The following is a 22,244-nucleotide window of genomic DNA, read 5'->3' as shown; positions in this document are numbered from 1 at the left end:
GGATTGTGCTGTGATTTGCCACCGACAACCCGGCGCGGTTCGGGAGAATGCCCTTACCAACTAATGGCCTTACCAATTAGGGCAAACCGAAGTTCGCCCTCGTTGCAGCTGCAATGAAAGTGCCATACCAGAAGCCGTCAGTACCGCTGCGGGCGGCGCACTACTCCGGGGAGCCGAGCTGGAGAGGATCCAGATCGAGATGGGCGGCCGCGCTGCGGTAGTCACCGCCCTCGGTAAACGGCAGCACCCCCAGCAGCGGCGCTGGCAGTATGGCCTGCAGCGTGGCCAGGTTTTCGTCCGGGCGCGCCATCGATTCCGCCGCAGGGAAATTCGCCACCCAGCCCGCCAGCGCCAAGCCGTCGCGACGGATTGCCTCGGCGGTCAGCAGCGCGTGGTTGATACAGCCAAGGCGCATTCCCACCACCAGGATCACCGGAATATTCAGCTCGCGCGGCAGCTGCGACAGAAACGCGCGCGGGCCCAGCGGCGTGCGCCAGCCCCCGGCGCCCTCGATCAGCACCAGGTCGGCAGCGGTGGACATGACCCCGCGGCAGACACCGGCCAGGCGCCCCAGGTCCAGGCGCCGGCCGGCCTCGGCGGCGGCGATGTGCGGCGCAATGGCCGGCTCCAGTGCAATCGGGTTCACCTGCTGGTAGGGCAGATCCTCGGTCATCGCCGCCTGCAGCGCCAGCGCATCCTCGTTGCGCAGGCCGTCGGCGGTCTGTTCACAGCCGGAGGCCACCGGTTTTACCGCCGCGGTTTTCAGGCCGCGCGTTGCGGCACTTGCCAGCAGCGCCGTGGTCACAAAGGTCTTGCCGACTTCGGTGTCGGTGCCCGCGATAAAGAAAGTCTGGGTCACAGAAACTCCAATTTTTACGTTGACGCCCCTTTAAACGTCGACTACATGATGATAAATTACCCGCATAGAGCAATATTTAACCAATTCGGAAGTCTTTCAGGCCCGGAGTTAGGATAATTGCCTAAGAATCTACCCCGGCGCATGCCGGATGACCGGCGAAGGACAGCGCTGTCACAACGATTTTCTCCGCCGGGACAAATCGAAGGTACGGAAGCCGCGAAATCACCACAAACCCGACAACGGGAGCTTTTGCCAACACTATGCGATACCTGACTCTTGCCCTGCTTTTACTGCTGCCGGCCCTGTCATACGCCACCGTGAAGCCGGTGGATATGGTGGTCGTTTACAAATCCAAGGGCCTGATGCAATTGAAACGCCACGGCAAGGTGGTGCGCAGCTACAAGGTCGTGTTCGGTGACAACCCGCGCGGCCACAAGGTCCGCCAGGGCGACGAGCGCACCCCCGAGGGCCGCTACACGCTGGACTGGAAGAATCCGCACAGCCGCTTCTACCGCTCCATCCATATCTCCTACCCGAACAAGGCCGACCGCGCCCACGCGGCCAAACTGGGGGTCAACCCGGGTGGCGACATCATGATTCACGGCATCAAGCCGGAGTGGAAGGGAATGGAGAAATACCTGTCGCGCATGAACTGGACGGACGGCTGTATCGCCGTGAACAACCGCCAGATGGACGAGATCTGGGCAATGGTGAAAACGCCGACGCCGATTACGATCTACCCCTGATCCGGCCGCACAAGCAGCGCCATTATCAGCAGGAGCGGCCACGGGCCGCTTCTGCCGTCTCCTCCCTGCCTGAATCCTCCCCGCCTACCGCCGCCAGCGCCAGATAGATCACCTCATAGCTGACCGGCAGCCCCGCTTCCCCGCGCAGTGATTCATACGCCTGTGCCAGCCGGCGCAGCTTCGCGCGCCCGGTCAGGCCACGGCCGGCATCGCGGTTGACGTTGTGGGCACCGACGCTCTTCAGCTCGCGCATCAGGCGGCGCACGTCCTCGAAGTGCAGTACCCGCGTTTCGATCTGCCAGTCGCCACACAGGCCACTGGCCGCCGCAGCCCGCTGCCAGTCCCGTTGCGGCAGGAAGCGATTCACGTGTATTCCGTCGTCCACCTGCGCCCAGCTCTGTTTCAGTTCCGCCAGCGTGCCCGGCCCCAGCGTCGCCACCAGGCAGCGACCGCCGTCGGCCAGCACCCGGCGCAGTTCCGCAAACAACTGCGGCAGGCGGTAGCACCACTGCAGCGCCATGCTCGAGAACACCAGATCGACACTGCCGTCGGCCAGCGGCAGCTGTTCCGCGTCAGCGGCGATATAGGCATCCGCGTGCGGGCGTTCGGCGCGGGCGTACTGCAGCATGCCCTCGGCCAGATCCAGCGCGATGATTTGCGCCTGCGGGAAGCGCCGGCGCAGCAGCGCGCTGCCATAGCCGGTGCCGCTGCCCAGGTCCAGAATACGCTGCGGCGCCGGGTTGCCCTCCGCACCATCGAGCAGCTGCCGGCATACCGCGCGCTGCAGGTGCGCGGCGGCGTCGTAACTGGCGGCGGCGCGGCCGAACGATTGCGCCACCGCGTTTTTTGCAAACGGTGCGTCGCCAGCGCGCGGGGCCGCGGCCAGGTCGCGGATTTTCTCCGCGACTAACTCGGGGCACGACAGCTGCGGCGCGTGGCCGCAACCCGCCAGCACTTCGACAGCAACCCCCTGCGCCCGCAGCCGCTGCGCGGCCGCCGCCGGCACCAGCGCGTCGCGGTCGCCGAACAGGTGCAGCGCCGGCACGGAAATAGTCGGTAAGGTTTCGCGGTTGTCGAAACGCCCGAGGCAGTCGAGGGCCTGCCCCCAGGCCGCGCCCATGGCGCTCGGGCGCCAGCCCTTCAGCTGTTTCAGCACACTGCGCATGGCGCGGTCACCGCGGGCCTGCAGGCCGCAGAATTTTTCCCACGTTGCCTCGGGAGCGGCGCGCATCGACTGGCAGAAATCGGCAAAAACCTGCGCCTCCATACCCGGCCAGTCACCGCGCTGCACGAAGCTGCCGTTGGCAGCGATGGTCATCAGGGCGCGGATCTTGTCCTGCCCCGGCTGTGCCGCCAGCCGCGCGGCGAGCATGCCGCCGAGGGAGTGGCCGAGCAGCAGGCAGTTGCCGGGCAGCTGCTGGTACAGCGACTGCAGCAATGCGTCGTCACCGGGCCAGGGCTCGCCGGCGCGGTCGCCGAAGCCGGGCAGTTCCAGCAGCGTCACCGGCAGTGCGCCGTCGAGCGCCGCGACCAGCGGTTGCCACAGGCGCGCGTCGCCGCCCCAGCCGTGCAGCAACACCAGGTGTTCAATCCCCTTCACGCGCCTGCTCCCGCCGCGGCTGGCAGTGCCGCCGCCAGCGCCGTGAGCAACTGGTCGATCTGTGTCTCGCTGTGCGCGGCGGACAGGGTAATGCGCAGCCGCGCGGTGCCGGCGGGCACGGTTGGCGGGCGGATGGCGCCGACCAGGAAACCGCGCCGCTGCAGTTCCGCCGCCACTGCCATCACCGCGTGTTCATCACCGAGCGGCAGCGGCTGGATGGCGCTGGTGGAGTCCATCAACGGCAGCGCCAGCGCCGCGGCGCGACGGCGGAAAAACGCGATATTGCGCTGCAGCTGCGCGCGCAATTGCGCTTCCTGCTCCATCGTTTCCAGCGCGGCCAGGCAGCCGCTGGCGACCGCCGGCGGCATGCCGGTGGTATAGATATACGGGCGCGCGAACTGCACCAGATAATCGATCAACGCGCGCGAACCGGCCACGAAGGCGCCGGCGTTACCGGCGGCCTTGCCCAGGGTGCCCATCAGTACCGGCGCCTCGTCCTGGCCGAGCCCGGCGGCGGCGGCGCTGCCGGCCAGCGGCAGCGTGGCGCTGCCCATGACACCGAAACCGTGTGCCTCGTCCACCATCAGCCAGGCGCTGTACTCGCGGCACAGCGCGGCGATCTCGGCCAGCGGCGCGCAGTCGCCATCCATGCTGTAGACACCGTCCACCGCGACGAGAAGGTTGCCGCCGGCGGCGGCGCGCTCGAGCCGGCGCTGCAGCGCGCCCAGGTCGCTGTGGCCGAAACGCAGGCTGGTGGCGCCGCACAGGCGTGCGCCGTCGATCAGCGAGGCGTGATTGAGTTTGTCGGAGAGAATCTGGTCACCGCGGCCGACCAGCGCGCAGATGGTGCCGACATTGGCCATATAACCACTGGAGAACACCAGCGCCGCCTCGCGGCCGGTGACCGCGGCAATCTTTTGCTGCAGGTCGGCGTGAATCTGCAAATGGCCGTTGACCAGGTGGGAGGCGGTGGCACCGGCACCGAGTTCGGCACCGACCTGTTGCGCGGCGATGACCCGCGGATGGGTGGCCAGGCCCAGGTAATCGTTACTGCTGAACGCCACCAGTTCGCGCCCATCCAGCTGCGCCCGCGGCCCCGGCGCGGCGGCCAGGGTCTTGAGTTCGCGGTACAGGTTCTGCGCGCGGCGCTCGTCGAGGCGCGCGCGCAGTGTCGCGGACAGGGAGCGGGGCCGGGTCATTTGGCCGCGTCGTAGAAATACGGGTCGTGCTGTTGCTCGCTGATCTGCGCGGCCAGCTCTGCCTCGACTTCGCGCTCGTCGGCGTACTGCTGGTACTCCTCCGGCTGGATGCCGAGACGCGCGAACAGCTGCATATCCTTGTTAGCTTCCGGGTTGCCGGTGGTGAGCAGCTTCTCGCCGTAGAAGATCGAGTTGGCCCCGGCCAGGAAGGCCAGCGACTGCATCTCGTCGTTCATCTGCTCACGGCCGGCAGACAGGCGCACGTGCGACTTCGGCATCATGATGCGGGCCACGGCGATGCAGCGGATGAATTCGAACGGGTCCAGGTCGCGTTCGCTCTCCAGCGGCGTGCCGGCGACCTTCACCAGCATGTTGATCGGCACCGACTCCGGGTGCGCCGGCAGGTTGGCCAGCTGCATCAGCAGCCCGGCGCGGTCCTGCTCGCCCTCGCCCATCCCGACGATACCGCCGGCGCAGACCTTCATGCCCGCAGCGCGCACGCGGCCGAGAGTCTCCAGGCGGTCCTGGTAGGTACGCGTGGTGATGATCTCGCCGTAGTATTCCGGTGAGGTATCCAGGTTGTGGTTGTAGTAATCGAGGCCGGCCGCAGCCAGCTCCTGCGCCTGCTCGTCTTTGAGCATGCCCAGGGTCATGCAGGTCTCCATCCCCAGCGCCTTCACCTCGCGCACCATTTTGGTCACGTAGGGCATATCCTTCTTCTTCGGCGAGCGCCAGGCGGCGCCCATGCAGAAGCGCGTGGCACCGCTGGCCTTGGCCGCGCGGGCCTCTTCCAGCACCGCCTCGACTTTCATCAGCTGCTCGCGCTCGAGGCCGGTGTCGTAGCGGGCGCTCTGCGGACAGTAGGCACAGTCTTCCGGGCAGGCGCCGGTCTTGATCGAGCACAGGGTGCTGACCTGCACGCGGTTGGCATCGAAATACGTGCGGTGTACCTGTTGGGCGGTGAACAGCAGGTCATTGAACGGCAGCGCGAACAGGTCGAGTACCTGCTGGCGGGTCCAGTCGTGGCGGATGGCGGCCATGGGCATTTGCTGGGCTGCAGTCACTGGGCTTACTCTCTCTTTTTCTGTTGCGGGCGGGTGCGGCAGACCCGGAAGTCTGCCAGTTTAGCCGCGCCCGAATCACTGTCAACCGGATTACCAGGGAATGGTTTACAAGTCTATTGGCCGCTACCTGTCGCAGCGGATCGCCCGCTGCCTGCTGTGCGGCGACACCTGCGGCCACGACAGCGGCCTGTGCCAACCGTGCCAGCGGGAATTGCCGCAACTCGGCGACGCCTGCCAGCGCTGTGCCCTGCCGCTGCCACCGGCCGCGCACACCTGCCCCGGCTGCCTGCAGCACCCGCCGGCCTTCGCCAGCGCGCGTGCCGCCTGGCATTACGCCTTCCCGGTGGGCCAGCTGATCCAGCGCTTCAAGTATCGCGGCGACCTGGCCGCCGGATTCAGCCTGGCGCGGCTGGCCGCGCCCCGGCTGCTGCCGCCGGACGACGCACCCGACCTGCTGCTGCCACTGCCGCTGCACTGGCGGCGCTACTGGCAGCGCGGCTTCAACCAGGCGCAGGTGATCGCCGCGGAGTTGAGCCGTCAGTGGCACATCCCGCTGGCGCCGCGGCTGCTGCGCAAGACCAGCGCCGGCCACCGCCAGCAGCAGCTGAACCGCGCCCAGCGGCTGCGCAATCTCGAGCACAGCTTTACCGTGCGCGGTCCTGTCGCCGGCATGCATATCGGTCTGGTGGACGACGTCATCACCACCGGCGCCACCCTGGAGGCAGCCTCCCGCGCGCTGCTGGCCGCCGGCGCCGCGCGCATCAGTGCCTACGCCCTGGCCAGAACACCCTGACGGGCTGTCCCGCGCACATATAGACCGAATCGGGCAACCCCGGCACAATGCGCGCCCGCTCGCTGGACGCCCGTATCAACGGCGCCCGGCGCTGCTAACGTTTAATGAGAAAACAGTCGCTCGCGCGCCCGCCCCCTGACAGGCAACAGCTAACACGCGCGAGCCAAGGATTCAGCGATGAGTGAATACAAGCTGCCGCGCGGCATCGTAATCAGCGGCACCGGGCTGTGGACGCCGCCCCACGCGATCAGTAATGAGGAGCTGGTGGAGGCCTACAACGCCTGGGCGGAAAACTATAACCGCGCGCACGCGGCCGAAATCGAGGCCGGGGAGCTGGCTGCCAAACCGATGTCCTCGGCCGAATTCATCGAGAAGGCCTCCGGTATCAAGAGCCGCTATGTGGTCACCCGCGAGGGCATCCTGGATCCGGCGCGGATGCGCCCGTCGATCCCCGAGCGCAGCGACGATGAACTGTGGCTGCAGGCCGAGATGGGCCTCAGGGCGGCCGAGCTGGCGCTGGAGAAGGCCAACAAGAAGCCCGAAGACATCGATATGGTGATCGTCGGCGCCTCCTACCTGCAGCGCGCCTATCCCGCCATCGCCATCGAGATCCAGAGTGCCCTGGGGATCGACGGCTTCGCTTTCGATATGGAAGTGGCCTGCTCGTCTGCCACCTTCTCGCTGCAGCGCGCCGTGGACGCGGTCGCGGCGGGCTCCGCGCGGGCGGTACTGGTAATCAACCCGGAGCTGGCCTCACCGCAGGTCGACTATACCGACCGCGACAGCCACTTCATTTTCGGCGACGTGGCCGTGGCCAGCGTGGTGGAGCGCCGCGAGACCTGTGCCGCCGACAGCGCCTGGGAGGTGCTCGGCACCAAGGCCAAGACGGTGTTCTCCAGCAACATCCGCTCCAACTTCGGCTACACCGCGCGCGCCGCCGACGTGGACCCGTTCGGCGCCGGCAAGCTGTTCCGCCAGAACGGTCGCAAGGTATTCAAGGAGGTGTGCCCGATGGCCGCCGCGCATATCGAGGAGCATGTGCGCGAAACCGGCAGCGAGCCCGCTGCCGTTGACCGCTACTGGCTGCACCAGGCCAACATCAATATGAACAACCTGATCGCCAAGAAGCTGATGGGCGATGACAACAGCCTCGAGCGCGCGCCGATCGTGCTCGACCGCTACGCCAACACCGCCTGCGCCGGCTCTGTGATCGCGTTCAACCTGCACAGCGACGACCTGCAACCCGGCGACCGCGGCGTGATCTGCTCGTTCGGGGCGGGCTATTCGATTGGCAGCCTGGTGCTGGAGAAGATCGCGCTCTGAGCGGTTTTATAGATGAAAAAAGCCGGGACAAGTCCCGGCTTTTTTTATTGCTCCGTTGTGCGGTCGAGCCTCAGCGCGTAGCAACCGTAGGCGGCAAAGCGCACCAGCGCGAAATCGATATCGTCGCGGGCGAAGTAATCGGCCGCCGCTGCGGCGAGGCTCGCCGGGCGCAGCAGTTGTGCGGCGACAATATCCTCCGCGGCGCTGTAGGCCCGCAGCGCCAGTGGCGCGTCGCGCTTCCAGTAGTCATCGGGGCCGCCCTGTACGTCCAGCCCGGGCGGCGCGCCGTGCAGCGCTGACGGCTCGGCCAGCACATACACCGCCCCGTATTCCCGGTAGGGGCCAGCGTGCTGGAACGGGCAGTAGCTGGCGAGCAACAGGCGCTCTCCGGGCCGCGCCCGCCGCAGTGTATCGCGGCACGGCTCGCCGCCGCTGGCGCGCAGTTGGCGCACCGGCTGGTTCAGGTCGTCCCTACCGGTCGTTCGTACCCGCTGCAGAAAACCGGCAGCGATCGGTGTCACAGAAAAGGTCATATTGCGTCTCCCGTCGTGTTGGTAGATCGCAACATAGAGGCAGGCGGCCGCGCTGGCGCGCCAGATTCGGAAGCGGCGTTCGGAGCGCCCGCTACTGGCGCCGATCCAGTTCCCGCAGCAGCTTTTCCGCCCAGTCGATCCAGGTCTGTTCGAGATCCATGCCCAGCAGCAGCGTCTGATGGGCCAGCCAGTAACGCTGCTGCAGCGCCGGGTCGCTGCCGCGTACACGCTCGTTCTGTTCGCGATAGTCGCGCAGCAGCGCGCGGTGGTGCTCCAGCTGCCGCTCGAGCGCTTGCCGCGCCTGCGCGTTGTCCAGGTGGTGGCCGGCGAACAGCTGGATCAGGAAGGGGTCACGCATCTTCTGCGGCTGCGCCGGCTGCAGTACCCACTGGCGCAATTCCGCGCGGCCGTGCTCGGTGAGTGAATACACCTTCTTGTCCGGTCGCCCCTCCTGGGCCTGCTCGGCGCAGTCCAGCAGGCCCTCCGCGTGCAGCCGGTGCAGCTCACGGTACATCTGCTGGTGACTGGCGCCCCAGAAGTGCGACACGCTGCGCTCGAAGCGCCGCTTGAGGTCGTAGCCGCTACCGGGCTCGATATCCAGCAGGGTCAGAACGGCGTAGCGCAGGGACATTCAGCCTCCGAATTATGCAAAAAGTTTCATATTGAGTGCATGTTAACCCCAGTGGTGCGCGGCGCCCATCCCCCCGCCAGGCATCTAATCGAAATGCTCAGCTGTCTTAATAGTGAAATAATAGGATGCCTATATCTATAAAAGCGAGAAATTAATATGAGAGACTAGATTTGACGCGAATTGTAGATATAATCGCCACCCTCTCGAGTCGCCAACTACTGCCGGCGGCCCGCTGTTGTCTTACATCACCGTCACCCAGAGCCGACATGTCGATTGAAAACCTGATTCCGGATACCAGTGCCGCACCGCCCCCCGCCGTCCCGTCGCTGTCGCGACGCCGCCAGGTGCTGCTGGATATCTTTGCCATGAACAGCTTTTCCTGGGCCGTGGCCATCCCCATTGAGGTGGGTCTGGCCGGCATGAGCTGGCGCGAGCACCTGCAGGTGCGACTGCTGGCGGTGGTCTTCAACACCCTGATCGCACGCCCGTTCAGCCTCTACCGCAACTGGGTGGCGCAGCGCTTCGGCGCCAGCGGTCCGCTGCAGGCCTACCTGCTGGACACCTTTGTGTTTCTGAGCTTCCAGTACCCGCTGTACCTGGGAAATATGTTGCTGGGCGGCGCCAGCTGGACGGCAATCGCCACCGCCAGTATCAGCTTTATGCTGATCGCCGGCGCCATGGGCCGCCCCTACGGCATCTATCTCGACTGGCTGCGGCAACTGTGGCTCAACCGGCGCCCGCTGGCCGAACCCTGTTCCACCGCCTGAGGCACCGGTACCCGCCGGCCTCCGCACTGCTCCCTCGCGGGCCGACGCACCGCGGGGGGATTCCCCATCTCTCCCTCAGCATCCGCTTCGACGCATTCTGCGGTGAGCACTGCTCGAACGCGGCGGCCTTATCCACCGTTTGTCGCCGGGATACACCGGCAGCTGGCTTCGCGCCCACCGCCCCCGGCCACTCGAGCCCGCAGTTAACACCAACGTACCTGACATTCCAGCCCAATCGGGTCACCTACCCCTTGTATAGCGCGCGGGTTTGCAGTATCAAACGGCCCTGAGATCGAGTATTTCTTTACCGGCAATTGCGCGCGTCGCGTTGCCACCCGCGGGCAACCGGATTCCGCCCGCGCAAATACAAGTGGTATCAAGGATGAACAAAACCATTTGGCCGCCGCGGCTCTCGGGCCCGCGCACACTGCCTATCGTTATTTTCTCTCTGACCCCGGCCGGCGCCCTCGCCGCGTCGGCACCGCTCTCCCTGACTGCAACCCTGCTGCCGCTCTATTGGGTGGTTGCGCTCGGCGTCGCGCTGTTGATCGCGGCGGGCGCGGCCGCTGTATTCGGGGTGCGCCTGCGCCGCGAGCGCGCACTCGGTAAGGAGCGCACCGCCGCACTGCGGGCGGAAAATCACAAGCTGTTCCGGCAACAGCAGACCACCGGCAATGAACTGGCGGCGCAACAGCGCTTGCTGACCGAGGCGCGCCAGGCCATTGCCCACCAGCAGCAGGAAAAAAGCGACACACTGGCCGTGGCCGGACACCGCCTGCGCCAGCCACTGGATGGCCTGCAGTCCACCCTCAACCTGCTTGAGCGCAGCACCGGCGCCGAGACTGGCGAACTGGCGGCGATCGCGCGGCGCCAGCTGCGGGCAGCGCTGCAGGTGCTGGAGCAGATTCACAATCTGGGCGAACTGGAAACCGTGGAACTGACCGAACCGCGGGCGCCGGCCCCGCCGTCGGCAGCGCTGTCGATACTGCTGATCGAAAGCGGCGAACACGACTCGCTGTATACCGCGCTGGAAATCCGCGGCCACCGGGTGCAGCGGGAGAGCAACGGCATCGATGGCGCCGACGCCGCACTGCAGAAGCAGTTCGACCTGATCTTGATCGACACCCACCTGCCGTTGATCGACGGCGTGGAGGCGACACAGAAAATCCGCCGCGATAGCGGTGGCGCAGTGCCGATCTTCGCCCTGATCGCCGGCCTGCGCCGCGGCGACCAGGAGCATTACCGCGCACGCGGCTTTACCGGCGTGCTGGCGCGCCCGGTGGCCGAGTTCCAGCTCGAGCAGCTGCTCAACTGGGCCAAGCGCCGCACCCGCAGCACCGCCGCCACGGGGCCGCAGGATCAAACCCCGCGGCCTACACGACTGCTCAATAGCGCCACGCTGGGGCGGCAGTACGACACCCTGGGACCGCGCGCTTTTGCCGAACTGCTCAGCAACCGTACTGCCACGCTGCCACGCAAGGCCACCGCGTTGACCAGCGCCCTCACCGGCCGCCACTGGCCGGATGCCATCCGCATGGCGCCGGCCCTCGCCGCCAGCGCCGCAGAGATCGGCCTCGAGGCCGCCGCCGCACGCCTGCGCGCACTCAGTGCGCGCCTCGCCATCGAGGGCGAGCGCGAGTACTGCCGCCACCAGCGCACGGAGATTCTGAACCTGATGCGTGAGTCCATCGAACAGCTGAAGAGCTGGCGCGCGCAGAATATGCGCCCCGCACAGGCCTGACCCGAGACGGAAACCGGCCTGCCCCGGTTCGAAAACAGGCTTGCTCCCATACGCCGGTTGCGGCGGGCAGTGATGCGCGGCACTGCGCTGCCGGAGCAATTGCGCGTAAGATAGGATGAACCCGGCAATGATGATTACCGGACGATAGTGACAACAGAATTCGAGAGAACAGGACTATGTCTGAGCAGTTTCCCACCCAGGAGGGGCGCGAACAGAGCGGCCGCGACCTGGCCACACTGGTGTACTTGATCCAGGCCATCAGCCTGTTCACCGCGGTGCCGTTCTTTGTCGGGGTGATCATCAACTACGTCAAGCGCGGCGACGTACGCGGCACCCTGGCCGAATCTCACTTCCGCTGGCAGATCCGCACTTTCTGGTACTGGCTGCTGTGGACGGTGGTCGGCACCCTGACCTGGTGGCTGTTGGGACTGGGCGTGTTGATTGTCGGCATCGCCTGGGTGTGGGCCGTGTACCGCGTGATTCGCGGCTGGCTGACGCTGGCGGACAATCGCGCGGCCTATTCCTGAATCCTAGCGGCCAGCATCAGCGGCCCCCGGCGGCGAAGGTTGCGGGTGCCGCCCCCTGCAGCCGCCACTCCGCCCCACTCAGAACTGTCCCATCAATGCCATCATAAACAGATCCGCCGGTAGCGGCTGGCCGTTGACCTGCAATTGGCCGCGCTTGACCTGCAGGTGCATCTGCAACTCGTCCCCGTCTTCCAGCAACAGCCCGTACTTGCGCAGGGTCATCGCCTGCCCCACCAGCGGCGACTGCATCAGCGCCTGCTCGGCAGCGGCGAAAGTGACGTCGCCGGTAAGCGGCACCAGCCACTGATCCGGGGCCATATTCACCGGCCGCGCCGCGGTGCTGAGTCCGCGCCAGTCCAGGTCGGCGTCGACCAGCATGGGGCCATTGGCAGATTGTATCGCCAGCTGCTGCTGCAGCTGCAGCGGCCGGCGCATGACCCGCTGCCAGTTGCCGTCGGCCGGCGGCGCCAGCAGCGCGCCGAGGTAGTGACCGAGGTCCGCGACAGAGATCTGCGGCAGCGTCAGGTGCTGCTTGAGCGAGGTGACCGGGGTGGCGGACTGCACCTGCGGCAGGTTCAGGTCGCCGACCAGCTTCAGCAGACCGCTGTTCAGTAGCTGGATGTTCAGCTGCAGATCCGCGTTGTGCAGTTCCAGCGGCCCGGAGTCGGAATCGGAGTGCAGCTGCGGCAGTTGAATGCTGGCCTCTCCGCGCCGCGCCGCCACCACGTAGTGAAATTTGCCGCTGGCCTGCGCCGAGCGGAACTTCTCGATGCCGCCCTGCAACAGGCGCGACGCGCCCAGCTGCAGGGTGCCGTCGAGCGCCGCGCCGCGGTAATCGGTTTCGAACTGCAGGGTGCCGCCGTCGAATTTCAGTTTGCCGCCGGCGTCACTGCGGGTAAACGGCTCCAGGTGCAGGGTGTTGTGCACGCGATTGTCGAAGCCCACCAGTGACTCCAGCACCAGCGGGCTGTGCTCCAGGCGCCCGTAGAACTGCTCCAGCTGGGCACGCAGCTGCGGCTGCAGGCGCTCGGTCGACAGGCGTGTCTCGCTGTAGACCGCACCGAGACGCGGGCCCTCGGCGGTAAACAGCAGCGGGCCGTGCTGTATCTTGCTGCGCAGCTCGGTTGCGCCATCGCGCGCCTGCAGCGCGGTGGTGGCGCGGGCACCGAACCAGCCGCGCCGGTATTCGGCCACGCTGACACCGCGATTCTGGCCCAGCTGCTGCTTCCAGACTTCCTCGACTTTGGGGCCGACGATACCCGGCATTGCCAGCGCAGTGGAGAGCAGCAACACGAACAGACAGAGCAGGGACAGGCGCAGTAGCTTCATGGAGGAAACCGGTCACAGTGGATTTGCGCCGATGGTAGCAGATTCCCCGGAGCCGGGCTCCGGGGATCGCTGGGGAAGGGTCAGCCGGCCAGCGCGCGGGCCACGCGGGAATTGCTGTCGCGGTCCAGCTTGTGCGAGATAAAGTTGCCGGCCTCCGCGAGCAGCTCCAGGTCGACACCGGTCTCGATGCCCAGGCCGTTGAGCAGGTAGAGCACATCTTCACTGGCCACATTGCCCGAGGCGCCCTTGGCATAGGGACAGCCGCCCAGACCGGCCACCGCGGAATCGACCACCGTCACGCCCATCTGCAGCGCCGCGTAGATATTGGCCAGCGCCTGGCCGTAGGTATCGTGGAAGTGCACCGCCAGTTTCTCCATCGGCACCCGCACCGCCACGGCCTCGATCATGCGCTTGGCGGCCTCGGGCGTGCCGACACCGATGGTGTCGCCGAGGGAAATTTCGTAGCAGCCCATTTCGTACAGTGCCGCGCTGACTTCCGCCACCTTGAGCGGGTCGATATCGCCTTCGTAGGGGCAGCCGAGCACGCAGGAGACATAGCCGCGCACCGGAATGCCATCCCGCTGCGCCTGCTCGACCAGCGGGCGGAAACGCTCGAGGCTCTCGGCGATGGAGCAGTTGATATTTTTCTGCGTAAACGCCTCCGAGGCGGCACCGAATACCGCCACTTCATCGGCCTTGGCCGTCACGGCGCGCTCGTAGCCCTTCATGTTCGGTGTCAGCGCGCTGTAGACGGTGCCCGCCTTGCGCGCGATAGCGGCCAGCACTTCTTCGCTGGCGGCCATCTGCGGCACCCATTTGGGGCTGACAAAACTGCCCGCCTCGATCACCGGCAGGCCGGCGGCACTGAGGCGGTCGATCAGCGCCACGCGAGTGGCGACATCGATCTCGCGCTTTTCGTTCTGCAGGCCGTCGCGCGGACCCACTTCGACCATTTTTACTTTTTGCGGCAGATTCATAGCAGTATCTCTATTCATCGCAATGCAGGATGCGCGCCGCGCACCCTGCGTGGAAATTTCTCAAATCCGGGTATTTCCCAAGTCCGGGTAATTTTCGAGTTCACGTAGGGTGCGCCGTGCGCACCGAAAACAGCCGGTGGGTCGTCTGATGCCGTTCACCCAACGTTACCCTCCGCAAAGGTGCCGATACCGGGTGCAGCTTTGTGAGACCTTCACCGGCATGGATACCGGTGCAGAGCCCCCAGGGATGGGTTTAGGGGGGGCGCCTAGCCCGTGTCTCACAAAGCTGCACCCGGTAGCGGTACCGCCACTGAACAACTTAATTGAACGTCACTGCGATCAAGTCCTGCCGGTGCGCGCAGCGCACCCTACGGGGGCTCTTTTCTTCATTCGTCAGCGACAAAGTCGATCAACAGGCTGCCACCATCCACCAGTTCACCGGCGGCGCAGAAAAACTGCTGTACAGTACCGGCGGCGGGGGCGCGCAGGGTGTGCTCCATCTTCATCGCCTCCATCACCAGCAGCGGCTGGTCTTGCTCCACCGCCGCACCCGGCTCCACCAGCAGCGCGACAATGGTGCCGTTCATCGGCGCTTCGAGGCCGTGGGCACTGTCGGCACTTTCGCCGATATCCGGCGGCAGCACCTTGAATTCCACCTGGGTGCCGTCGATAAACACGGCGCCGCCGTCGGCAGTATCCACACTGGAGAAATTCACCCGGCGGCCATCCACCAGTGCCAGCTCGCCAGCGGGCAGCACACGGATCTCGCCGGCCATGTCGCCGCACTGCCAGCGCACACTGCCGCCGTCCGCACTGAACCGGATATCGGCGTGCTTGCCGCGGTAGTCGATGGTGTGGCGGCGCATCGCCACCAGGCCGGAGCGCCAGTTATCGCCGTCGTGCCAGGGCGAGTACGCGTCCGCCGCCGGCGCCGCGGCGCGCAGGTCGCGGGTTTCGCGCGCGTGCAGATAGCCGGCGATGGCCGCGCATTTCAGCGGGGTCAGTTCCTGCTCCTGTTGCAGGACCTCGCCCTCGTAATCCTCGATGAAATGCGTGGAAACCTGGCCGCGGACAAACGCCTTGTGATTGATCACCCGGTGCAGAAACTCGATATTGTGGCGCACGCCGGCAATCTGGTACTGCTGCAGCGCCCGGTCGAGCTTTGCCAGTGCCTCTCTGCGGGTGCGGCCGTGGCAGATCAGCTTGGCGATCATCGGGTCGTAGTGCACGCTGATCTCGTCGCCGCTCTGTACACCGGTGTCGACACGCACGGATTCACTCTGTTGCGGCGGGCGGTGGCGCACCAGGGTGCCGGTGGCCGGCAGGAAGTCGTTGTCCGGATCCTCGGCGTAGATGCGCACCTCGAAGGCGTGGCCGGAAATGCTCAGGTCTTCCTGCTGTAGCGGCAGCGGATCACCGGCGGCCACTGCCAGCTGCCAGGCCACCAGGTCCTGGCCGGTAATCATCTCGGTGACCGGGTGCTCCACCTGCAGGCGGGTGTTCATTTCCATGAAATAGAAGGCGCCGTTGGCATCGAGCAGGAATTCCACCGTGCCGGCACCGACATAGCCGATCGCGTGGGCGGCGCGCAGCGCGGCCTCACCCATACGCGCACGCAGCTCTTCGGTCATGCCCGGCGCCGGTGCCTCTTCTACCACCTTCTGGTGACGGCGCTGTACCGAACAGTCGCGCTCGAACAGATAGACACCGCCGCCCTTGTTGTCGCAGAACACCTGGATTTCCACGTGGCGCGGGTTGACCACATAGCGCTCGATCAACATCAGGTCGTCGCTAAAGGCGTTCTGCGCTTCGCGCTTGGCGGCCTCCAGGGCGCTGTGAAAGTCTTCTTCGCGGTCGACCCGGCGCATGCCCTTGCCGCCGCCGCCGGCCGCCGCCTTCAGCAACACCGGGTAGCCGATGCGCTGCGCGTGGCCCTCGAGGATGTCCGCGTTCTGGTTGGTGCCGTGATAGCCGGGTACCAGCGGCACGCCGGCGTCTTCCATGATGCGCTTGGCGGCAGACTTGGAGCCCATCGCCTCGATGGCACCGACGGGCGGACCGACAAAAATAATGCCGGCCTGGTCACAGGCGCGGCAGAAGCCCGCGTTTTCCGACAGGAAGCCGTAGCCGGGGTGAACGGCGTCGGCGCCGGTCTGCTGCGCCGCGGCAATCACCTTGTCGATATCCAGGTAGGAGTCTTTTGCCGGTGCCGGGCCGAGACGCACCGCCTCATCGGCGAGCTGCACATGCAGCGCGTCGGCATCGGCATCCGAGTAAACCGCCACGGTGGCCACGCCGAGGCGGCGGGCGGTGCGGATAACGCGGCAAGCGATTTCGCCGCGGTTGGCAATTAACAGTTTACGAATCATGGTTGGCTCTTTAATTTCTGCAGACAGCTCAGAAGCTTCAAGTTACGTAGCATGGGCAAAGCGCAGCGAGCCCATCACACCGCCGGGCGATGGACATGTCGCTGCGCGCCCTTGCCCACCCTACGCATGCAATAACGCTATTCGTTACCGCTTTTCATCCAGCTGGGGGCGCGCTTTTCCAGAAATGCGCTCAGCCCTTCCTGACCTTCCGGAGACACGCGTACGGCAGCGATCAGGGCACTGGTCTGGCCCTGCAATTCCTCGTTGATCACCCGGTTGGACATCGACATGGCCAACTGCTTGGCCATGGCTACGGCGCGCGGGCCGTTGTCGACGATCGTGTTCACCAGTTTCTGTACCGTCAGGTCCAGCTCGCCCTCGGGGCAGACTTCCGACACCAGGCCGATTTCGCGCGCGCGCTCGGCCGAGAAGCGTTCGGCAGTGACGAAATAGCGGCGCGCGTGGCGTGTGCCGACCGCGTTGATCACATACGGGCTGATGGTCGCCGGCAGCAGGCCGATCTTCACTTCCGACAGGCAGAAGCTGGCGCGCTCGCTGGCCACGGCGATATCGCAGCAGCTGACCAGACCGACCGCGCCGCCGAAAGCCGCACCCTGCACCCGCGCGATGGTCGGCGCGGGGAAGGTGTCCAGCTTGTACAGCATCGCGGCCAGCGCGGCGGCATCACCGCGGTTTTCGTCTTCGGAATAGCTGGCCATGCGCTTCATCCAGTTCAGGTCGGCGCCGGCGGAGAAGTTCTTGCCGTTGGAGGCCAGCACCAGTGCACGCACCGCCGGGTTCTGCGACAGGCTGTCGAAGGTCTCGCCCAGCTCGCGAATCAGCTCGTCGTCAAAGGCGTTGTGCACTTCCGGGCGGTTCAGGGTGACCGTGGCCACGCCTTCGCTGTCGAGTTCGCAGTGCAGTTTGTCGCTCATATTCAATTCCTTGTTGGGTGACTTCGCAGGGCTCACCCTACACCAGTTTTCTGTCGCCGCGGCTGTCCCGTGTTACATGCGGAACACGCCGAACCTGGTCTCTTGCGGTTCCTTGTGGGTCGCCGCGGCCAGGCACAGGCCGAGGACCTTGCGGGTGTCGGCCGGATCGATGACGCCGTCGTCCCACAGGCGCGCCGAGGCGTAGTAGGGGTGGCCCTGGTGTTCGTAGTCGTCGACGATTGGCTGTTTGAATGCCTGCTCGTCTTCGGCGCTCCACGATTCACCCCGGGCTTCCATCTGGTCGCGCTTGACCTGCGCCAGCACGCCGGCAGCCTGCTCACCGCCCATCACCGAGATGCGCGCATTGGGCCACATGAACAGGAAGTTAGGGTCGTAGGCACGGCCACACATACCGTAGTTGCCGGCACCGAAGGAACCACCGATCAGGATGGTGATCTTGGGGACCTTGGCGGTGGCCACCGCGGTCACCATTTTGGCGCCGTGCTTGGCGATGCCCCCGGCCTCGTACTGCTTGCCGACCATAAAGCCGGTGATGTTCTGCAGGAATACCAGCGGGATATTGCGCTGCGCGCACAGCTCGATAAAGTGCGCGCCTTTTTGTGCGCTCTCGGCGAACAGGATGCCGTTGTTGGCGACGATACCCACCGGGTAGCCGTGGATGCGCGCGAAGCCGGTCACCAGCGTGGTGCCGTAAAGCGCCTTGAATTCATCAAATTCGGAGCCGTCGACGGTGCGCGCGATAATCTCGCGCACATCAAACGGCTGACGCGAATCCTTCGGCACCACACCGTAAATATCGTCCGGCGCGAAGATCGGCTCGATTGGCTTTTCCAGCCGCAGGCCGGGATTCTTGACCCGGTTCAACCGCGCCACCGAGCGACGCGCCAGCTGCAGCGCATGCACATCGTTGTTGGCGAAGTGGTCGGACACCCCCGATGTGCGGCAGTGCACCTCGGCACCGCCCAGCTCTTCCGCCGACACCTCTTCACCGGTGGCCGCCTTCACCAGCGGCGGGCCGGCCAGGAAGATGGTGGCCTGTTCCTTGACCATGATGGATTCATCCGCCATCGCCGGCACATAGGCGCCGCCGGCAGTACAGCTGCCCATGACCACGGCAATCTGCGGGATATTCTGCGCCGACAGGTTGGCCTGGTTGAAGAAGATGCGCCCGAAGTGCTCACGGTCCGGGAACACATCGTCCTGGCGCGGCAGGTTGGCACCACCGGAATCCACCAGGTAAATGCATGGCAGGTTGTTCTGCTCGGCAATGGCCTGGGCGCGCAGGTGTTTTTTCACCGTCAGCGGGTAGTAGGTCCCGCCCTTCACCGTGGCGTCGTTGGCCACGATCACGGACGGCTGGCCGGACACGGTGCCGATACCGGTGATGATACCGGCCGCCGGCACATCCTCACCGTAGACCTCGTAGGCCGCGAGCTGGGAGAACTCCAGGAACGGACTGCCGGGGTCGAGCAGCGCATCGATGCGCTCGCGCGGCAGCAGCTTGCCCCGCGCGACGTGTTTTTCCCGCGCGCGCTCGCTACCGCCGAGGGAAATCTTCTGCACTTTTTCGCGCAGGTCGGCGACCAGTTTTTCCATCTGTTCGCGGTTTTCGGCGAAGGCCGCGTCGCGGGTATTAATCTTGCTCTGAATCTGGTTCATAAAATCTTACGAAGTTGATTCGCGCTCGCCGCTTAAATGCGAAGGCGCTGATGCCGGGTTTGGTTTGCAGGGGCTTCAAAAACAGGATGCTTTGCAGAGCCCCCATGGCAGATTTTTGCTCCTGCAAAATCTGCATTCCCGCCATCCCTGGCGGTCAGATGGGAATTCGCGGCGTGTCCTGCAAATCCACACCGGTAGCAGGGCCGCCACAAACCCATCTACAAAGTCCCTCAGCGGGTTTCGTTGAACAGCTCGCGGCCGATCAGCATGCGGCGGATCTCGGAAGTGCCGGCGCCGATTTCATACAGCTTGGCATCGCGCAGCAGGCGCCCGGTGGAGTACTCGTTGATATAGCCGTTGCCACCCAGGGTCTGGATCGCCTGCAGGGCCATCTGCGTGGCGCGCTCGGCGGTAAACAGGATCACCGCGGCGGAATCCTTGCGCGAGTCCTCGCCGCGATCGCAGGCGCGGGCCACCGCGTACAGATAGGCGCGGCTGGCGTTCAGGTCGGCGTACATGTCGGCGATCTTGCCCTGCATCAGCTGGAATTCGCCGATCGCGCGACCGAACTGCTTGCGCTCGTGCACGTAGGGCACCACCACGTCCAGACACGCCTGCATGATCCCCACCGGGCCACCGGACAGAATGGTGCGCTCGTAGTCGAGACCGCTCATCAACACGCGCACGCCGCCGTTCAGTTCGCCGAGAATATTCTCCTCCGGCACTTCACAGTCCTCGAACACCAGCTCACAGGTGTTGGAGCCGCGCATACCCAGCTTGTCGAGTTTCTGCGCCTGGCTGAAACCCTTGAAGCCGCGCTCGACGATAAACGCGGTGATGCCGCCGGAGCTGATGCCCGGCTCGGTGCGCGCGTAAATGACATAGGTATCGGCGTCGGGGCCGTTGGTGATCCACATCTTGTTGCCGTTCAGCACAAAGCGGTCACCCTTTTTTTCCGCCTTCAGCTGCAGGCTGACCACGTCGGAACCGGAGTTCGGCTCACTCATCGCCAGCGCGCCGACGTGCTCGCCGGAACACAGCTTGGGCAGGTACCTGGCCTTCTGTTCCGGGGTGCCGTTCTTGCGCAGCTGGTTTACACACAGGTTGGAGTGGGCACCGTAGGACAGGCCCACGGAAGCGGACGCGCGGGAGATTTCCTCCATCGCCACCGCATGGGCCAGATAGCCCATGTTGGAACCGCCGAACTCTTCTTCGACTGTCATCCCCAGCAGGCCCAGCTCGCCGAATTTTTTCCACATGTCGGCGGGGAACAGGTTGTCCTCGTCGATCTGCGCCGCGCGCGGCGCCAGTTCTGCCTGACAGAATTTGTGGACCATGTCGCGCAGCATGTCGATCTCTTCGCCGAGACCAAAGTTCAGAGTGCGGTAGGAGGTATTCATAGCAATTCCGTTACTCGTTTTCTCTCAGTGGCCTCGCGGCACTGTTTCGGGTTTCGGGATGGCCCCGCCAGCGGGACCTTCGCAAGTCAGTTGCGGGCGTCCTGTTCGAGCGCGGCACGGGCGCGCACCTCGGCCTCATCCAGCTCCCCCATCAGGCTCTGGATATCGCGCAGCTGTTGGTTCAGCTGCGCGCGCTTCTGTTCGATGGTGTCCAGCAGCCGCTGCAGTTGCTCCACGTTGCCGTGGGTCGGGTCGTACATGTCGATGATGTCGCGGCTCTCGTCGAGCGAGAAACCCAGCCGTTTGCCGCGCAGGATCAGCTTCAGGCGCACCCGGTCCTCCGGGCTGTAGACGCGGGTCTGGCCGCGGCGCGCGGGGCTCAGCAGGCCCTTGTCCTCGTAAAAGCGGATGGTGCGGGTGGTAATGTCAAACTCCCGCGACAGCTCGGAAATACTGTAACTGTCGGGTTCAACGGTACTGGCTTCGGGTTTCATAGGACTTCCTCTGGACGCGAAGAAGCCTAGCAAAGGTTTACGTTAACGTAAACGTAAAGCAAGGGTGTGAGCGCCGCTGTGACCGACCGGACGGAGACCTCCGGTCACGGCATTAGCGGATGCGTCAGGCGGGCTGGGCGTTGCGCAGCTGCTGCAGCTGGTTGTCGAGCAGCTTTTGATAGGGACCGTCGAGACCACTGACCTCCGCGCCCCAGGCAGTCGGGTAGCGTTCGATGCGGCCATCGAGGGCGGGGTCTTCGAGCAGCTCCGCGTGCAGGGACAGGCCGCGCCCCTGCGACAGCAGCAGTTCGCCGCTGAAGTCGAAGTCGCCGGTCTGCGCTGGCACCACCGCCACCCCCAGCTGCAGGCCGGCGGCGCGGCTGCCGCTTTGCAGCTCGCGCAGCAGCAGGCCACAGCAGACCGCGCGGAATGCCGCATCGCCGCCACAGAAGCCGAGGCCACGCTGGGGCCCGGCGTGCTTCAGCGGGCGCCCGTCGTAGATGCGCGCCAGCAACTGCAGGCGCGCGTCCAGATCCGCCTGCAGCTTGTCCAGTGCGCTGCGGCTCAACTGGTTACCCAGCTGGGCCCAGTTCAGCGGGCGCAGGTAGAGCCCCACGCGCACCTCCGGTTCAGGCTCGCGCTCGGGTTGCGGCGCCGCTCGCGCCGCCGGCGCCTGCTGCATTACCGGCACGCGTCGCCGCGCGCCGCCGCTGCCCGCGGCCAGCGCGGCGGCGGCGCTGAATGGCAGCGCGAACACCAGGCTCAGCAGCAGGCTGCCCCAGGGGTAGCCCTGATCGCGGCCGGGCTGCAGATTGACGGTGACGCTGCCGGCGAGGCTGTCGTGCAGCACCACCGGTGCCGTCACCGACTCGCCGCGCTCCAGGTCACCCGCCTGGGCCAGCGGGTTGGATTCCACATCCTGCACCGTGACCCCGGTCACCGCCGGCAGCTCCAACAGCTGCTGGGCCAGCATCTGCAGGCTGATGCGGTCACCGGCGACGATGCGATCGAGGCTCTGCCCGGCGAGGAAGGTGGCCGCTGCCTGCGCCTCGGCGCGATCGCGGGCAATCGCCGCGGCGCGCTGCTGGCTGGCGTAGTGGCCGAGCGCCACCGCGCAGAAAGCCGCCAGCGACAGCCAGATCAGCGCCGCCAGCAACTGCTGGCGCTGGCGCGACGGCAGCCGCTCGATCAGCTGGGAGAGGCGCGGGCTTTTGGCGAGGAACTGGTCAAACATGAGCGGGCGGCCGTTTTGTTGTCGGTATCGAGGTATTCAATGA

The 22,244-nt window shown here is 65.7% G+C and carries 21 protein-coding genes; 6 read left to right on the top strand and 15 right to left on the bottom strand.

The window, feature by feature from the left end; translation table 11 throughout:
- Positions 1–160 precede the first annotated feature (160 nt).
- The gene (gene bioD, locus ABDK11_RS01970; protein WP_346838646.1) at positions 161–859 is read right to left on the bottom strand and encodes a dethiobiotin synthase; all 699 of its coding nucleotides are present in this window, start codon (positions 857–859) and stop codon (positions 161–163) included.
- A gap of 260 nt (positions 860–1,119) precedes the next feature.
- Between bioD and ABDK11_RS01965 the strand changes: the two genes are divergently transcribed.
- A complete protein-coding gene (locus ABDK11_RS01965; RefSeq protein WP_346838645.1) occupies positions 1,120–1,605 on the top strand; it encodes a L,D-transpeptidase family protein in 486 nt (161 codons plus the stop codon).
- Positions 1,606–1,630: 25 nt separating this feature from the next.
- Here ABDK11_RS01965 and bioC read toward each other — a convergent pair whose 3' ends face one another.
- From bioC to bioB, 3 genes are read right to left on the bottom strand one after another with little or no spacing between them, the layout of a single operon-like run.
- Positions 1,631–3,205 (bottom strand): malonyl-ACP O-methyltransferase BioC, encoded by a 1,575-nt coding sequence (bioC, locus tag ABDK11_RS01960; protein ID WP_346838644.1) that lies wholly within the window; start codon positions 3,203–3,205, stop codon positions 1,631–1,633.
- Entirely contained in the window at positions 3,202–4,404 is a 1,203-nt protein-coding gene (gene bioF, locus ABDK11_RS01955; RefSeq protein ID WP_346838643.1) for an 8-amino-7-oxononanoate synthase, read from the bottom strand. Before bioF ends, bioC begins: the two co-directional genes overlap by 4 nt.
- Positions 4,401–5,444: a biotin synthase BioB gene (gene bioB, locus ABDK11_RS01950; RefSeq protein ID WP_346840226.1), complete on the bottom strand. Its 1,044-nt coding sequence runs from the start codon at positions 5,442–5,444 to the stop codon at positions 4,401–4,403. The genes bioF and bioB overlap by 4 nt, the downstream gene beginning before the upstream one ends.
- 124 nt (positions 5,445–5,568) lie before the next feature.
- Between bioB and ABDK11_RS01945 the strand changes: the two genes are divergently transcribed.
- Together ABDK11_RS01945 and ABDK11_RS01940 are read left to right on the top strand one after the other, a co-directional pair.
- The gene (locus ABDK11_RS01945) at positions 5,569–6,261 is read left to right on the top strand and encodes a ComF family protein (RefSeq protein WP_346838642.1); all 693 of its coding nucleotides are present in this window, start codon (positions 5,569–5,571) and stop codon (positions 6,259–6,261) included.
- 177 nt (positions 6,262–6,438) lie between these two features.
- Entirely contained in the window at positions 6,439–7,584 is a 1,146-nt protein-coding gene (locus ABDK11_RS01940) for a beta-ketoacyl-ACP synthase III (RefSeq protein ID WP_346838641.1), read from the top strand.
- Positions 7,585–7,628: 44 nt separating this feature from the next.
- Here ABDK11_RS01940 and ABDK11_RS01935 read toward each other — a convergent pair whose 3' ends face one another.
- Together ABDK11_RS01935 and ABDK11_RS01930 are read right to left on the bottom strand one after the other, a co-directional pair.
- Positions 7,629–8,117 (bottom strand): DUF1203 domain-containing protein, encoded by a 489-nt coding sequence (locus ABDK11_RS01935; protein WP_346838640.1) that lies wholly within the window; start codon positions 8,115–8,117, stop codon positions 7,629–7,631.
- A 91-nt stretch (positions 8,118–8,208) separates the two neighbouring features.
- A complete protein-coding gene (locus ABDK11_RS01930; RefSeq protein ID WP_346838639.1) occupies positions 8,209–8,748 on the bottom strand; it encodes a PadR family transcriptional regulator in 540 nt (179 codons plus the stop codon).
- A gap of 266 nt (positions 8,749–9,014) precedes the next feature.
- On the opposite strand from ABDK11_RS01930, the gene alaE reads away from it, so the two are divergent.
- The 3 genes from alaE (at position 9,015) to ABDK11_RS01915 (ending at position 11,783) form a co-directional block, all read left to right on the top strand.
- Positions 9,015–9,515 carry an L-alanine exporter AlaE gene (gene alaE / locus ABDK11_RS01925; RefSeq protein ID WP_346838638.1) on the top strand — a complete coding sequence of 167 codons (501 nt, stop codon included), beginning with the start codon at positions 9,015–9,017 and terminating at the stop codon, positions 9,513–9,515.
- Positions 9,516–9,897: 382 nt separating this feature from the next.
- Entirely contained in the window at positions 9,898–11,256 is a 1,359-nt protein-coding gene (locus ABDK11_RS01920; protein ID WP_346838637.1) for a response regulator, read from the top strand.
- Positions 11,257–11,432: 176 nt separating this feature from the next.
- Positions 11,433–11,783, top strand: coding sequence for a hypothetical protein (locus tag ABDK11_RS01915; RefSeq protein ID WP_346838636.1), 351 nt, complete (start codon positions 11,433–11,435; stop codon positions 11,781–11,783).
- Between the two features lie 78 nt (positions 11,784–11,861).
- Here ABDK11_RS01915 and ABDK11_RS01910 read toward each other — a convergent pair whose 3' ends face one another.
- The 9 genes from ABDK11_RS01910 to ABDK11_RS01870 all read right to left on the bottom strand — a co-directional run bounded on the left by ABDK11_RS01910 (position 11,862) and on the right by ABDK11_RS01870 (position 22,201).
- On the bottom strand, positions 11,862–13,112 hold the full coding sequence (locus ABDK11_RS01910; protein ID WP_346838635.1) for a DUF945 family protein: 1,251 nt from the start codon (positions 13,110–13,112) through the stop codon (positions 11,862–11,864).
- An 80-nt stretch (positions 13,113–13,192) separates the two neighbouring features.
- A complete protein-coding gene (locus ABDK11_RS01905) occupies positions 13,193–14,089 on the bottom strand; it encodes a hydroxymethylglutaryl-CoA lyase (RefSeq protein WP_346838634.1) in 897 nt (298 codons plus the stop codon).
- Between the two features lie 386 nt (positions 14,090–14,475).
- A complete protein-coding gene (locus ABDK11_RS01900) occupies positions 14,476–16,458 on the bottom strand; it encodes an acetyl/propionyl/methylcrotonyl-CoA carboxylase subunit alpha (protein ID WP_346838633.1) in 1,983 nt (660 codons plus the stop codon).
- A 137-nt stretch (positions 16,459–16,595) separates the two neighbouring features.
- Positions 16,596–17,393, bottom strand: a complete 798-nt coding sequence (locus ABDK11_RS01895) for an enoyl-CoA hydratase/isomerase family protein (RefSeq protein ID WP_346838632.1) — start codon at positions 17,391–17,393, stop codon at positions 16,596–16,598.
- 72 nt (positions 17,394–17,465) lie between these two features.
- Positions 17,466–19,073 carry a carboxyl transferase domain-containing protein gene (locus tag ABDK11_RS01890; protein ID WP_346838631.1) on the bottom strand — a complete coding sequence of 536 codons (1,608 nt, stop codon included), beginning with the start codon at positions 19,071–19,073 and terminating at the stop codon, positions 17,466–17,468.
- On the bottom strand, positions 19,048–19,209 hold the full coding sequence (locus ABDK11_RS01885) for a hypothetical protein (protein WP_346838630.1): 162 nt from the start codon (positions 19,207–19,209) through the stop codon (positions 19,048–19,050). The genes ABDK11_RS01890 and ABDK11_RS01885 overlap by 26 nt, the downstream gene beginning before the upstream one ends.
- A 94-nt stretch (positions 19,210–19,303) precedes the next feature.
- Complete coding sequence (locus tag ABDK11_RS01880) at positions 19,304–20,473, bottom strand: isovaleryl-CoA dehydrogenase (protein ID WP_346838629.1); 1,170 nt, start codon at positions 20,471–20,473, stop codon at positions 19,304–19,306.
- Positions 20,474–20,559: 86 nt separating this feature from the next.
- Positions 20,560–20,967 (bottom strand): MerR family DNA-binding transcriptional regulator, encoded by a 408-nt coding sequence (locus ABDK11_RS01875; RefSeq protein WP_346838628.1) that lies wholly within the window; start codon positions 20,965–20,967, stop codon positions 20,560–20,562.
- Positions 20,968–21,091: 124 nt separating this feature from the next.
- Positions 21,092–22,201, bottom strand: a complete 1,110-nt coding sequence (locus tag ABDK11_RS01870; RefSeq protein ID WP_346838627.1) for a hypothetical protein — start codon at positions 22,199–22,201, stop codon at positions 21,092–21,094.
- Positions 22,202–22,244 lie beyond the last annotated feature (43 nt).

The organism is Microbulbifer sp. SAOS-129_SWC, from assembly GCF_039696035.1.
Classification (GTDB): Bacteria; Pseudomonadota; Gammaproteobacteria; order Pseudomonadales; family Cellvibrionaceae; genus Microbulbifer.
This window is presented reverse-complemented; position numbering and strand designations above follow the sequence as displayed.